This window comes from Stutzerimonas azotifigens (genome assembly GCF_013522725.1).
GTDB lineage: Bacteria > Pseudomonadota > Gammaproteobacteria > Pseudomonadales > Pseudomonadaceae > Stutzerimonas > Stutzerimonas azotifigens_A.
Genome location: NZ_JAAMRF010000010.1, coordinates 1 through 13,736, shown reverse-complemented (window position 1 = coordinate 13,736; position 13,736 = coordinate 1). Strand labels below are relative to the sequence as shown.

The following is a 13,736-nucleotide window of genomic DNA, read 5'->3' as shown; positions in this document are numbered from 1 at the left end:
ACCGGCTGATCTCGCGACCAGTTGTGATAATAATAACAATTCTCATTTCACTGTCAACAGGCGAATGTCCGCTATTTTTGGGGTGGCTCAGACCGCGGCCGCGAGACGCTGTTGGGTGATCTCCTTGTTCAACAGGTCGATACGGCGGGCCATGCTTTCGATAAGGCTGTGGGCGATGCGCGGATTGCTTTGCATCAGGCCCAGGAACTGATCCTTCGGAATCACCATCACGGTGCATGGCTCGCTGGCGATGACGGTGGCGCTGCGCTTCTCGCGAGTGAAGACGGCCATGGCGCCGAAGATTTCATCCTTCTGCACATCGCCGACCTTCTGCCCGTTGACCATCGCTTCGGCATGCCCTTCGATGATGATGAAAACGTGGTCGGCGTCGTCGCCCTGGTGAATCAGCTCCTCACCCGCGGCGAAATGCTGGAAACCGGTCGCCGGGCGAATCTCCGGCTGTTTGATGCGTGCCACCGCATCGGAGAGCAGTGCGGTGTGGCCGACCAGGTATTGGATGAGCAGTTCTTGGCGCTGTTGGCTGGCGTAGATGTGTTCGAACACCGCGGTACGCGAGTAGGGGATCAGGCTGAGCGGTTCGTCGTTGATGTAGCGACAGGCCGGCAGGTCCATGCCTTGGCGTAGGCCGATCAGGTCGCCTTCCTGCAGATAGAACAGTGGGCGTTCATCCACGGCGGCGTGCAGCAGACCGCTTTCGATGAGAAAGAGCTGCTGGGCGGGCAGTTCGGCGCCAAGATCCGTCGAGCGTTGCAGCTGGAGTGTCGGCCCTGACGGCTCCAGGCCCTCGAGCAACTGGCCGGGAATGCCTTGCAGTCTGCTGATCAGTCGATCGGCGTAGGCCGGTTGCTCTCCGAGTAAATACATAACGGTAATCCTTTGCACACAGCCGAACGGTGGACGAAGCTCCCGCGCACAATAGGCCCGGGCCGGCAACGAGTAAATCTCGGCGTCCGGAGGTTGTGAGCTAGCTCTTATTGCGGCGTGCATGACCATTGAGGCCTTTGTTGAGGGCCGCCTTGGTGTCTTCCGTCAGTTCTTTCCACGGCATGTCCTGCAATGCACCCTCAATGGCATAGAGCAGTACGCGGGAGGCTCCGAATCCGCGCGATTTAACCTCCAGGTAGGCCTGGACCGCGCCGAGGCGGCGCAAGTCTTCGGCGGTGTGGATACCCGAGGCGTGCAACCATTGGGATGACGTCTTGCCGAGGTTCTTGAGGGTAAGCAGCTCGTCGTGCATAGGAAAGCCTCCGTGCGGGGCCATGGGAGCGGGCTGAGAGTCGATGAGGGCAGCGGCGAGGCGTCCGTTCGCGATCTGCAGCGGCCATCAAGGGCGTACGCGAGAGGGCGTTTGATAGCAAAGGGCATGCTGTAGACCCCGCGGCACGGGGGCTTGCGGATCCTGGTGGCATAGGCGAGTCCGGAAGAAGGCAGCCTTGCCAGTATAGAAGTGTTCCAGCGTTGTGCTGCGCCGGAGCCCGTCGGCGGTCTCGCCGACGGCATCGTGCCGATTTACAGGCCTGGCAGGTGTTGGCGAATGCTGCGCACCAGGTTGTCCAGGCTGGCGGCCTCGTGAGTGTCGATGCGGCGGCTGCGGGCAAGCTCGTCGTCGCCCAGTGGTTCGCGGCTCGCTTGTTGCGCCTGGATCACTTGCAAGGTCGCGTCGGACGGGTCGGTGCCCTCGGCCTGGCGCTGCGCGAGCCACTGCTGCACGACTTTGTCCGGCGCCTGGCAATCGAGAATGAGGAAGGGCGTGCCGGTCGACTCGGCGACCTGCCAGGCCGCGTCGCGCTGCTGCCTTTTCAGGTAAGTGGCATCGATGACCACCGGGAACCCCGAGCGCAGCGCGATGGCGGCCAATTGGTGCAGGCACTGGTAGGTCACCTCGCTCGCTTCGGCGCTGTAGATGCCGTCGGGATTGTCTTCCTGGGCTCCGTAGAGTCGCTTGCGCTCGACATCCGAACGCAGGCGCAGCGCACCAAGCGCTTCAGTCAGGCGCAGCGCGACATGGCTCTTGCCTACGGCCGAAACGCCATGAGTGATGGCCAGAAAGCGTGAGGGGATGGCGCTGTAGCTTTCCGCCAGATTCGCGTAGCTGCGGTAGCGTCGCAGGATGGCGGCTTTCTGTACGCCATCCTGCTCCTGGCTTAGGCGGAACAGGTTGATCTTGGCGCGTACGATGGCGCGATAAGCCTTGTACAGATGGAGCAGTTCGAGCGCCTGGTAATCGCCGGTGCGCTCGAGCCAGGCGTTGACGAATCGCCGAGCCTGGCTCTTGAGCCCACGGTCTTCGAGGTCCATGGCGAGAAAGGCGGTGTCCAGCGCGATATCGTTGAAGCGAAACTCTTCGTTGAACTCGATGCAGTCGAACAACACCACCTTGCCGTGGGTCAGCGCCGCGTTGCCCAGGTGCAGGTCCCCATGGCACTCGCGAATGAAGCCGTCGCGACTGCGCGCTTCGAGTACCGGCCAGAGGCGCCGGATGTTGCTCTCGCTCCAGGCCTCCAGCGCATCGAGCTGCAAACGGTCTGCGTCGTCAGTCAAGAGCGGGCGAATCTGTTCGAAATTCTGCCTAATCGGCGCCACGATCGCGTCGGCGCTATTGAGCGCATGTCCGGCGGCGACCTGCGGCGTGGTCTGGTGGAACTGGGCGATCTGCTCGGCGAGCGCGTCGATATGTGCGTCGGTCAGTTCACCACGACTTTGTACCTCGGTCAGCAGCTGCGACTGGGGGAATTCGTGCATCTGCAAGAGGTATTCGATCGCTGGGCCTTCGCCGTCCAGCTGCGGAGCCTCGGGGGTGCCGGTCACGGCGACCACTTTGAGGTACAGCTCCGGCGCCATGCGCTGATTCAGGCGCAGCTCTTGCTCGCAGAAATGCTTGCGTGCTGCCAGATCGGTGAAGTCGAGAAAGCCGAAATTCACGGGCTTTTTCATCTTGTAGGCATAGGTGCCGGTCAGAATGACCCAGGAAATGTGCGTCTCGATAATGCGGAACCCTTCCACCGGATGGGGATAGAGGGCCGGATTCTGTAGGGCGGCAATCAGAGCTTGGCTCACGGTCATTCCTTGCAGGGAGGCTGTTGGACAGGGCGTGTGAGCACGTCGCGAAGCAGTTCACACAGTCTCGGAGGGCTGCATTATGGTCATTGAGCGGTACTCTGCAAACCGCTGAGAGGGCGTCTGCCCGTCTGGGCAAAGTGCGTATAATGCGCCGCCATGACTAAACGCCGATCCGCTTCATCTCGCTCCAAACGCCGCTCTGGCGGGCTTCGTCCCTGGTTGGGCTGGGCGCTGAAACTGTCCCTGGTCGGCCTCGTGGTGCTGGCCGGCTTCGCCATTTATCTGGACGCCGTGGTGCAGGAGAAATTCTCCGGCAAACGCTGGACCATTCCGGCCAAGGTCTACGCCCGCCCACTGGAATTGTTCGTGGGTCAGAAGCTTGCCAAGAACGATTTCCTTGCCGAGCTCGATGCTCTGGGCTATCGCCGCGAGAACGCCGCGACCTCGCCCGGTGCGGCCTCGGTTTCGGGCAACAATGTCGAACTGCATTCGCGTGGGTTCCAATTCTATGAAGGCGCCGAGCCTGCGCAGCGGATCCGCGTGCGTTTTTCCGGGGATTATGTCGCCGGACTCAATCGACCTGATGGCGGTGATTTGGCCGTTGCGCGCCTAGAGCCCCTGTTGATCGGCGGGCTGTATCCGGCGCATAACGAAGATCGCATCCTGATCAAGCTCGACCAGGTGCCGCCGTATCTGGTCGAGACGCTCGTTGCCGTCGAGGATCGCGAGTTCTTCGATCACTTCGGCGTATCGCCCAAGTCGATCGCTCGAGCTGTTTGGGTCAACGCAACCGCAGGTTCGGTGCGTCAGGGCGGCAGCACACTGACGCAGCAGTTGGTGAAGAACTTCTACCTGACCAACGAGCGCAGCCTGACGCGCAAGGCCAACGAAGCGATGATGGCGGTGCTGCTGGAGCTGCACTACGGCAAACGCGAGATACTCGAGGCCTACCTCAACGAGGTATTCCTCGGGCAGGACGGCCGGCGTGCGGTCCACGGTTTCGGCCTGGCCAGCCAGTATTTCTTCAGCCAACCGCTTGCCGAGCTCAAGCTGCACCAGGTGGCGTTGCTGGTGGGGATGGTCAAGGGGCCGACCTACTACAACCCGCGACGCAACCCCGAGCGTGCACTCGCCCGACGCAACTTGGTTCTCGATGTGCTGGCCGAGCAGGGCGTGGTAACCCCTGAGCAGGCCGCTGAAGCGAAGAAACGGCCGCTCGGAGTGACCCGTCGCGGCAGCCTAGCCGACTCGTCGTATCCGGCGTTTCTCGATTTGGTCAAGCGTCAGTTACGCGAGGACTATCGTGACGAGGACCTGACCGAGGAAGGGCTGCGGGTCTTCACCAGCTTCGATCCGATCCTTCAGCTCAAGGCCGAGGGGGCGATGAGCGAGACGCTCAAGCGGCTCAAGGCTGACGAAATGGAAGGCGCGATGATGGTCACCAACCCGGAGACCGGAGAAATTCAGGCCATGCTCGGTAGTCGCCAGCCCGGGTTCGCCGGTTTCAATCGGGCTCTGGATGCGGTTCGACCGATCGGCTCGCTGATCAAGCCAGCAATCTTTCTGACCGCACTGGAGCGCCCTAGTCAGTACAGTCTGACGAGCCTGATCGAGGACGAGCCGTTCTCTGTCAAGGGGGCCGACGGCCAGGTCTGGCGGCCGCAGAACTACGACCGCAAGGCCCACGGAACGGTTTACCTCTACCAGGCGTTGGCCAACTCCTACAACCTGTCATCGGCGCGCCTTGGGCTCGACCTCGGTGTGCCGAACGTGCTCAAGACGCTCGGTCGCCTGGGTGTGGAGCGAAGCTGGCCAGCCTATCCGTCGATGCTGCTCGGTGCTGGCGCGCTGTCCCCGATCGAAGTCGCGGATATGTATCAGACCATCGCCAATGGTGGCTTCAATACGCCGTTGCGTGGCATTCGCAGCGTGCTCACCGCCGACGGCGAGCCGCTGCGCCGCTACCCCTTCCAGATCCAGCAGCGCTTCGACGCCGGCGCCATCTACCTCACGCAGTACGCTATGCAGCGCACCATGCGTGAGGGTACCGGGCGCTCGGTCTACAACCAGCTGCCGAGTTCGCTGACGCTGGCGGGCAAGACCGGTACCACCAATGACTCGCGTGACAGCTGGTTCGCAGGCTTCAGTCAGGATCTGCTGGCGGTGGTCTGGCTGGGCCGCGACGATAATGGAAAGACGCCGTTTACCGGCGCGACCGGTGCGTTGCAGGTCTGGGCCGATTTCATGCGTCGCGCCGATCCGATGCCGTTGAACATGCCCGAACCGGACAACGTGAACTTCGCCTGGGTCGACGCACAGACGGGGCAGGGGACCGACGCCGACTGCCCCAACGCGGTACAGATGCCCTATATTCGCGGCAGTGAGCCGGCCCCGGGGCCAGGATGCGGCATTCAGGCACCCGCCGAGTCCGTGATGGATTGGGTTCGGGGCTGGTTGCCGTGATGGGCATATGGGTTTTGAAGAGAGGTTGGATGGTGAATAAGCAGTGGATGGTGGTGGCGATCTTCGCCGCATTGGCCCAAGGCTGCGCCACGGTTGATCGTGGTTCGATTCCGGTGGTCGACTCCGGCGCCCCGGTTTCCGAGCAGAGTTCGGCGCGTCGGCCCGTTGTGGCCGTCTCACCGACGCCGGGCGCTTCGCAGCCGGGAGCGGTGGCTGAGGATTCAGGCGTGATGGTGATGGTCCCTGGCGGTAATTCAGCACCGCTGCAGACCTATGCGGCTCCCGATGCACCGTTCAACGGTTCGATCAGCACGCCGTCGCCCGCGCCGGCTCAGGCGCCGGTTGAGCAGTGGACGCCGCCGTCCGCGCCAATAAGCGCGCCGCCGCCCGTTACGCCCAGTGGCATTCCTCCCGCGTCAGGGGGGCTGGCTGCCGACGAGCAGCTCGACGGCCCGGTGTTGGCATTGCTGACGACCGCCCAGCAACAGCAGGGCGGTGGCGATCTCAATGGCGCCGCCTCGAGTCTGGAGCGCGCCCAGCGGATCGCGCCGCGCGAACCGCAGGTGCTCTATCGCCTGGCCCAGGTGCGACTGGCGCAGGGCGATGCTCCGCAGGCCGAGCAGCTTTCGCGTCGGGCATTGAGCTACGCCGGTGGGCGCGCGACGCTGCAAGCGAGTCTGTGGGAGTTGATCGCCCAGGCCCGCGAGCGGCAGGGCGATGCCGCTGGCGCAGCGCAGGCACGCGAACGTGCACGGGTCAGTCTCTGATGGATGCTCGGATCGGCCCGATTGCCGACCAGTTGTTGTTGATCGAACGCGAGCTGCGCCTGCTGGGTATGTGGTCGCCTGCGCCGCCGACGACCGAAGCGCTGGCCAGTCAGGAACCGTTCTGCGTCGATACGCTGAGGCTCGAGGAGTGGTTGCAGTGGATCTTCCTGCCGCGCATGAAGGTCATCCTCGAGCAAGGTCAGCCCCTGCCAAGGGTTTCAGGGATCAGGGAAATGGCTGAGGAGGTCTATCGGCAGCAGCCACTAGAAGTGGCTGCTCTGATCGAGGCGCTAGCGGATTTCGATCGGCTGATCATGCAGTCGGGCTGACTGCCTACTGCAGTCTGCTTATTTGCAGTCTGCGCCGATTTTCTTTTCGGTTTCGCCGATATGGGCCTGGCGTTCTTCTTCGGTCAGACGCCGCATTTCGCCGCCATCTTCTATGCGCACGCGCGGGTTGTTCCTCAGCTGGGCGAGATTGGTGCGCATGCTTTCGCAATAGCGGGCGCGCTCGGCGTCCTCGGCTGCGACCTGCTGGCGAACCTGGCGGTCAATGGTGGCCTGATCCGGTGCAAAGGTCTGGGAGGGTGCCGGGGCAGGGGGTTCGATAGGACGCCGTGGCGCCACGTGAGTGCTGACCACTTCGGCCGAACCACCTTCGGGAGGTTGTGCGCTGAAGTGGGTGATGCCCTGGGCATCGACCCATTTGTACACCTGTCCGGCCATGACACCGCTACTCAAGGCGAGCACCAGGCCGCCCGTGAGAATCATGAATCGCATGCTGGTTCCCTTCTGTGGATCGGCAATCAAGTGGCTACTATACCCAAAGCCCTTTGCCCACATCCTGCTGCCCGTCACAGCTGCAGCGGCTGAAAAGCCACGCCAGACTTGACTTGAAGGCCTCTAATCCGAACAATTCAGGGCTCGCTGTTCTGAACAGATCGCCGCAAGCGGCCTGTTCGGCAGACCATGAGGCGCTCACCCGCGCCGACCTGCAACACCCGCAACGCGTTACCTCGCGCTGGGTGGGAAGCTCCGCAACAGTTCTGGAGGCTTCCCAATACTCGCTCAGTCAGTAGCTGACGTAGTCGGCGACCACCCGTCGCTCATGCTCTGCTTGGCAGTAAACCTATTTCAGGCCGTTCCGACGCGGAGCGGTTATCTGGCGTTTCAGAGGTGAACAACGTGGAACTCTTATCCGGCGCTGAAATGGTCGTCCGCTTCCTGCGTGACGAAGGCGTTAAGTACATCTACGGGTACCCGGGCGGTGCCCTCCTGCACATCTACGATGCGCTGTTCAAGGAGCAGGAAGTCACTCACATCCTGGTGCGCCATGAGCAGGCCGCTACCCATATGGCCGATGGTTATGCGCGTGCGACCGGCAAAGCCGGTGTGGTGCTGGTGACCTCAGGGCCAGGCGCGACCAACGCGATCACCGGCATTGCCACCGCCTACATGGATTCGATCCCGATGGTGGTGATCTCCGGTCAGGTGGCGAGCAACATGGTCGGCACCGATGCGTTTCAGGAAACCGACATGATCGGTATTTCCCGCCCCATCGTTAAGCACAGCTTCATGATCAAGCATCCCTCCGAGATTCCAGAGGTGATGAAGAAGGCCTTCTACCTGGCGCAGTCCGGGCGTCCCGGGCCGGTGGTGGTGGACATTCCCAAGGATATGACCAACCCGGCCGAGAAGTTCGAGTACGTCTACCCGAAGAAGGCCAAGCTGCGCTCTTACAGCCCTGCGCTACGCGGTCACTCCGGGCAGATCCGCAAGGCTGCCGAGCTGCTTCTGGCCGCCAAGCGTCCGATCATTTACTCCGGTGGCGGCGTCATCATGGGCGGCGCCTCCGCACCGCTGACCGAGCTGGCGCAGATGCTGAACCTGCCGGTTACCAATACGCTGATGGGCTTGGGCGGCTATCCGGGTACCGATCGCCAGTTCCTCGGCATGCTCGGTATGCACGGCAGCTACACCGCCAATCTGGCCATGCACCACTCCGATGTGATTCTTGCAGTCGGCGCACGATTCGATGACCGCGTGATCAACGGGGCGACCAAATTCTGCCCGAACGCGAAGATCATCCATATCGACATCGATCCGGCCTCGATCTCCAAGACCATCAAGGCCGACATCCCTATCGTCGGCCCGGTCGACAGCGTGCTCACCGAAATGGTCGCGATCGTCAAGGAAATTGCCCAATCGCCGAATGCCGAGTCGGTCGCCAGCTGGTGGAAGCAGATCGACGAGTGGCGCGGCAGCCGCGGCATGTTCCCCTATGACAAGGGCGACGGTTCGATCATCAAGCCGCAGACCGTCATCGAGACGCTGTGCGAGGTCACCGGTGGCGATGCCTTCATCACCTCCGATGTTGGTCAGCACCAGATGTTTGCCGCCCAGTACTACCGCTTCAACAAGCCCAATCGCTGGATCAACTCCGGCGGTCTGGGCACCATGGGCTTCGGTTTTCCGGCCGCCATGGGGGTGAAGCTGAGCTTCCCGGATGAAGATGTCGCCTGCGTCACCGGCGAGGGCAGCATCCAGATGAACATCCAGGAGCTGTCGACCTGCCTGCAGTACGACCTGCCGGTGAAAATCGTCAACCTCAACAACGGTGCGCTGGGCATGGTTCGCCAGTGGCAGGACATGCAGTACAACAGCCGCTATTCGCACTCGTACATGGAATCGCTGCCGGACTTCGTCAAGCTGGTCGAGGCTTACGGCCATGTCGGCATGCGCATTACCGATCCGAAGGAGCTCAAGTCGAAGATGGAGGAAGCCTTCGCGATGAAGAACCGTCTGGTGTTCCTCGATATCCAGGTCGATTCCAGCGAGCACGTCTACCCGATGCAGATCAAAGACGGCACGATGCGCGACATGTGGCTGAGCAAGACGGAGCGCACCTGATCATGAGACATATCATCTCCCTGCTGATGGAAAACGAACCTGGTGCCCTGTCCCGCGTGGTCGGGCTGTTTTCCCAGCGCAACTACAACATCGAGAGTCTGACGGTTGCTCCGACCGAAGATCCGACGCTGTCGCGCCTGACCCTGACCACGATTGGCCAGGATGAGGTGATCGAGCAGATCACCAAGAACCTCAACAAGCTGATCGAAGTCGTCAAGCTGGTGGACCTGTCGGAAAGCGCCCACATCGAGCGCGAGCTGATGTTGATCAAGGTCAAGGCCACCGGCGCCCAGCGCGCCGAGGTCAAGCGCACTACCGACATCTTTCGCGGCCAGATCGTGGATGTTACCAGCAGCGTCTATACCATCCAGTTGACCGGTACCAGCGACAAGCTGGACAGCTTCATCCAGGCAGTCGGCACCGCCTCCATTCTCGAAGTCGTGCGCAGCGGCGTCACCGGAATTTCCCGGGGCGACAAAGTGCTCAGCATCTAATTCAGCAAGGCCTGACCGGCCAGTAACAGGGGTAATTCAATGAAAGTTTATTACGACAAAGACTGCGACCTCTCCATCATTCAGGGCAAGAAGGTCGCCGTCATTGGTTACGGTTCCCAGGGCCATGCACACGCTTGCAACCTGAAGGATTCGGGCGTCGACGTCACTGTCGGCCTGCGTCCGGGTTCGTCCTCCATCGCCAAGGCCGAGGCCCATGGCCTGAAGGTCAGCGATGTGCCTGCTGCCGTCGCTGCTGCTGATGTGGTGATGATCCTTACGCCCGACGAGTTCCAGGGTCGACTGTATAAGGAAGAGGTCGAGCCGAACCTGAAGAAAGGCGCCACCCTGGCCTTCGCTCATGGCTTCTCCATTCATTACAACCAGGTCGTGCCACGCGGCGACCTCGACGTGATCATGATCGCGCCGAAGGCCCCGGGCCATACCGTGCGTTCCGAGTTCGTTCGTGGCGGCGGTATCCCTGACCTCGTCGCGATCTACCAGGACGCGTCGGGCAATGCCAAGAATGTCGCGCTTTCGTACGCCTGCGGTGTAGGCGGAGGTCGTACCGGCATCATCGAAACCACCTTCAAGGACGAAACCGAGACCGACCTTTTTGGTGAGCAGGCAGTGCTCTGCGGCGGTTGCGTCGAGCTGGTGAAGGCCGGTTTCGAGACGCTCGTGGAAGCGGGCTACGCGCCGGAAATGGCTTATTTCGAGTGCCTGCACGAGCTGAAGCTGATCGTCGATCTGATGTTCGAAGGCGGTATCGCCAACATGAACTACTCGATCTCCAACAACGCCGAGTACGGTGAGTACGTCACCGGGCCGGAAGTGATCAACGCCGAGTCCCGCGCTGCGATGCGCAATGCGCTCAAGCGTATCCAGAACGGTGAGTACGCCAAGATGTTCATCACCGAGGGCGCATCGAACTACCCGTCGATGACTGCCTACCGCCGCAACAATGCCGCCCACGGCATCGAAGTGGTCGGCGAGAAATTGCGGGCGATGATGCCGTGGATCGCTGCCAACAAGATCGTCGACAAGAGCAAGAACTGATAAGGTCCTGCTCTGAATAAACGCGGCTTCGGCCGCGTTTTTTGTTTCATTATCGATTCTGGTATAAAGCGCAGCGCTGGCGCGGGGGCTGAACCCCGTTGGCCAGGGTCTGTCGAAATTACCCGAACCTGCTGTGTAAGGTATTGCGCATGAGCGACCATTCCGAAGAGCCAAACAAGCCAGTCGAAGAAAGCCTGCTGCCGATCGACGAGCATGTGGAAGAAATCCAGGACGCCGAAGGTCGCAAGGTTCGTCATCGCGGCATCTACCTGCTGCCGAACCTGTTCACCACGGCTAACCTCTTTGCCGGGTTCTTTTCGATCATCAACGCTGTCAATGGCAATTTTTACGTGGCTGCCGCGACCGTGTTCGTCGCAATGGTGCTCGACAGCCTTGATGGTCGCGTCGCCCGACTGACCAATACCCAAAGCGCCTTTGGCGCCGAGTACGATTCCTTGTCGGACATGGTCGCGTTCGGCTTGGCGCCTGCGGTGCTGGCTTATGAGTGGGCGCTGTCGGAACTGAACAATGTCGGCCTGACCGTGGCCTTCATCTATGTGGCGTGCGCCGCGCTCCGTCTGGCGCGTTTCAATACGCAAATCGGCAAAGTCGACAAACGCTGGTTCATCGGCCTGGCTAGCCCGGCGGCTGCCGGTGTAGTGGCGGGCTCGGTCTGGGCGATCTGGGCGCTCGATGAGCCTGGGATAGGTGGTGCGGATCTGCCTTTAGTCGTAGTCATGTTGTTCGCGCTGGTAGTTGCCGCCGCCGGTTTGCTGATGGTCAGTAACATCAAGTACTACAGCTTCAAGGATCTGGACCTCAAGGGTCGGGTGCCTTTCGTGGCCATTCTGGTGGTCGTGCTGGTCTTTGCCGTGGTCTTCAGCGATCCGCCGCGCATTCTGCTGCTGATTTTCCTGGCCTATGCCGTTTCGGGGCCGGTTCAATACCTGATGCAGTTGCGGCGTCGCCGTACGCGCGTCGAAAGCTGACTTTTTCGCAGGCTCCGCGCATGATCGGCCTTTCCAGGTCCGATGCGGAGCATGGCGATGCTGATCAAACAAGCTGCACCCGGTGATTGCCGGGAGTTCGAGGTAACCCCTGAGGCAGCCTATCTAGGCCGCCGCCGGCTACTCAAGGGCAGTCTTGCCGCTGCGGCTACCTTGGCCATGCCAAGTGCTTGGGCTGCCGACCGCTATCCGAAGGTAACGCCTGCAGCTGCACCTGGCTGGTTTGACGACAAGCTGAAGGATGCGCGGTGGGAATCGGAGGTCGTCAAGGGTGAGGCTATCACCCCGTTCGGCGACGCCACTCAGTACAACAACTTCTACGAGTTCGGTCCTGACAAGGGTGATCCAGCGCAGCATGCATCGATGCTCGAAACCGAGCCCTGGTCGGTGACGGTCGATGGTGCGGTCAAGCAGCCCGGGCGCTATTCGCTTGAAGATCTGATCAGGCCCCATGGTCTGCAGGAGCGCATCTATCGCCTGCGTTGCGTGGAAGCCTGGTCGATGGTCATCCCCTGGTTGGGTGTGCCGCTCTCCGACGTGATCAAGCGTCTCGAGCCGACTTCGGCTGCCAAATATGTCCGCTTCGAGACCCTGGTCCGCCCCGAACAGATGCCGGGCATGAAATCCAGATTCTCGCTGATCGCCTGGCCCTACGTCGAAGGTCTGCGCATGGACGAGGCGATGCACCCGCTGACGCTCATGGCTGTAGGAATGTATGGCCGGGTGCTGCCCAATCAGAACGGCGCACCGTTACGGCTCGTCGTGCCGTGGAAGTATGGATTCAAGAGCATCAAGTCCATCGTACGGATCAGCTTCGTCGAGGAGCAGCCATCCACGACCTGGGAATCCATGGCCCCGGATGAATACGGCTTCTTTGCCAACGTGAACCCTCAGGTATCGCATCCGCGCTGGTCCCAAGCGAGGGAGCGACGACTGCCGGGCAGCTTGTTCGCCCCTAACGTGCGCGAAACCCAAATGTTCAATGGCTACGCCGAACAGGTGGCCAGTCTGTACGCCGACCTGGACCTCAGGAAGTACTACTGATGCGCTATTGGTGGTGGCGACTGCCGGTCTTTCTGATAGTGGCGAGCGTGCCCTTTTATTGGTTGTACCAGGCATGGGCATTCGCACTGGGACCCGATCCCGGCAAAGTGCTGGTGGACCGGCTGGGGCAGGGGGCGTTGGTCCTGCTTCTTATCACGCTTGCGCTGACTCCGCTGCAACGGTTCACGGGGTGGTCAGGGTGGGTGGCGGTCAGACGGCAGCTTGGCCTTTGGACCTTTGCCTATGCATCGCTGCATCTGGGCGGCTATCTGTTCTTCATTCTCGGCCTGGAAATCGCTCGGTTGCCGGAAGAGATAGTCGAGCGCCCCTACATACTTGTTGGTTCGCTGGCTTTCGTGGGGCTTCTTGCTCTTGCACTGACTTCCAATCGATGGAGCATGCGGCGGTTGGGTAAGCGCTGGAAGCAGTTGCATCGTTTGGTATACCCGATCGTGCTGCTGGCATTGCTACACATGCTCTGGGTGGTTCGGTCGGATGCGGGCCGGTGGGCCCTCTATGCGGCGATCGCCGCCTTCTTGTTGGCGCTCCGCATACCGGCCCTGTCCGGCGCGTTAGGCAGGTGGCGATCAAGAAGAACGATTTCGGCGAAGCCCGGCATTTAGTTGTTGACGTGTGTTTTGGGATCCCTATAATGCGCCCCACTTCCAGCGCACAGCTGAATCAAAATCTGATGTTAATCAAAGGGTTATGATTGAGGTGGTGGTTTGGGATGCTGGCCTGAGTCCTAAGGGATGACGGCTGGGTTGGAGGTGGGCGTGCTTGCTTCTATGTCTCGATCGGATTGATCGAAAAGATTCAAATAGGTGGTTGACAGCGATTCTGGTCGCTGTATGATTCGCCTCCCGCTGACGAGATCTACTGAGATCGGGCGCGGCAAGCGGTTGAGTAGAAAAG

13 protein-coding genes are annotated in these 13,736 nt (G+C 61.2%); 9 read left to right on the top strand and 4 right to left on the bottom strand.

The features are described 5' to 3' along the window. Positions 1 to 87 precede the first annotated feature (87 nt). The 3 genes from G7026_RS18025 to G7026_RS18015 form a co-directional block, all read right to left on the bottom strand. Positions 88 to 885 (bottom strand): cyclic nucleotide-binding domain-containing protein, encoded by a 798-nt coding sequence (locus tag G7026_RS18025; RefSeq protein ID WP_181072300.1) that lies wholly within the window; start codon positions 883 to 885, stop codon positions 88 to 90. A gap of 100 nt (positions 886 to 985) precedes the next feature. Then, positions 986 to 1,258 carry a TfoX/Sxy family protein gene (locus G7026_RS18020; protein WP_181072299.1) on the bottom strand — a complete coding sequence of 91 codons (273 nt, stop codon included), beginning with the start codon at positions 1,256 to 1,258 and terminating at the stop codon, positions 986 to 988. A 272-nt stretch (positions 1,259 to 1,530) separates the two neighbouring features. Then, positions 1,531 to 3,078, bottom strand: coding sequence for a bifunctional aminoglycoside phosphotransferase/ATP-binding protein (locus G7026_RS18015; protein WP_181072298.1), 1,548 nt, complete (start codon positions 3,076 to 3,078; stop codon positions 1,531 to 1,533). Positions 3,079 to 3,237: 159 nt separating this feature from the next. On the opposite strand from G7026_RS18015, the gene mrcB reads away from it, so the two are divergent. Genes mrcB through G7026_RS18000 form a run of 3 tightly spaced genes read left to right on the top strand, consistent with a single transcriptional unit; the run spans position 3,238 to position 6,640 of the window. Then, the gene (gene mrcB / locus G7026_RS18010; protein ID WP_181072297.1) at positions 3,238 to 5,544 is read left to right on the top strand and encodes a penicillin-binding protein 1B; all 2,307 of its coding nucleotides are present in this window, start codon (positions 3,238 to 3,240) and stop codon (positions 5,542 to 5,544) included. 47 nt (positions 5,545 to 5,591) lie between these two features. Next, a complete protein-coding gene (locus tag G7026_RS18005; protein ID WP_181072479.1) occupies positions 5,592 to 6,311 on the top strand; it encodes a tetratricopeptide repeat protein in 720 nt (239 codons plus the stop codon). Then, positions 6,311 to 6,640 (top strand): YqcC family protein, encoded by a 330-nt coding sequence (locus G7026_RS18000; protein ID WP_181072296.1) that lies wholly within the window; start codon positions 6,311 to 6,313, stop codon positions 6,638 to 6,640. The genes G7026_RS18005 and G7026_RS18000 overlap by 1 nt, the downstream gene beginning before the upstream one ends. An 18-nt stretch (positions 6,641 to 6,658) precedes the next feature. Here G7026_RS18000 and G7026_RS17995 read toward each other — a convergent pair whose 3' ends face one another. Then, a complete protein-coding gene (locus tag G7026_RS17995; RefSeq protein WP_181072295.1) occupies positions 6,659 to 7,090 on the bottom strand; it encodes a DUF4124 domain-containing protein in 432 nt (143 codons plus the stop codon). Positions 7,091 to 7,495: 405 nt separating this feature from the next. Between G7026_RS17995 and G7026_RS17990 the strand changes: the two genes are divergently transcribed. From G7026_RS17990 to msrQ, 6 genes are all read left to right on the top strand, one after another. After that, complete coding sequence (locus G7026_RS17990; RefSeq protein WP_181072294.1) at positions 7,496 to 9,220, top strand: acetolactate synthase 3 large subunit; 1,725 nt, start codon at positions 7,496 to 7,498, stop codon at positions 9,218 to 9,220. A gap of 2 nt (positions 9,221 to 9,222) precedes the next feature. Continuing rightward, on the top strand, positions 9,223 to 9,714 hold the full coding sequence (gene ilvN / locus G7026_RS17985; RefSeq protein ID WP_181072293.1) for an acetolactate synthase small subunit: 492 nt from the start codon (positions 9,223 to 9,225) through the stop codon (positions 9,712 to 9,714). 39 nt (positions 9,715 to 9,753) lie between these two features. Beyond that, the gene (gene ilvC, locus G7026_RS17980) at positions 9,754 to 10,770 is read left to right on the top strand and encodes a ketol-acid reductoisomerase (RefSeq protein ID WP_181072292.1); all 1,017 of its coding nucleotides are present in this window, start codon (positions 9,754 to 9,756) and stop codon (positions 10,768 to 10,770) included. Between the two features lie 149 nt (positions 10,771 to 10,919). Beyond that, on the top strand, positions 10,920 to 11,759 hold the full coding sequence (gene pssA, locus G7026_RS17975; protein ID WP_181072291.1) for a CDP-diacylglycerol--serine O-phosphatidyltransferase: 840 nt from the start codon (positions 10,920 to 10,922) through the stop codon (positions 11,757 to 11,759). Between the two features lie 57 nt (positions 11,760 to 11,816). After that, positions 11,817 to 12,821, top strand: coding sequence for a protein-methionine-sulfoxide reductase catalytic subunit MsrP (msrP, locus tag G7026_RS17970; protein WP_181072290.1), 1,005 nt, complete (start codon positions 11,817 to 11,819; stop codon positions 12,819 to 12,821). Further along, positions 12,821 to 13,444, top strand: a complete 624-nt coding sequence (msrQ, locus tag G7026_RS17965; RefSeq protein WP_181072289.1) for a protein-methionine-sulfoxide reductase heme-binding subunit MsrQ — start codon at positions 12,821 to 12,823, stop codon at positions 13,442 to 13,444. Before msrP ends, msrQ begins: the two co-directional genes overlap by 1 nt. Positions 13,445 to 13,736 lie beyond the last annotated feature (292 nt).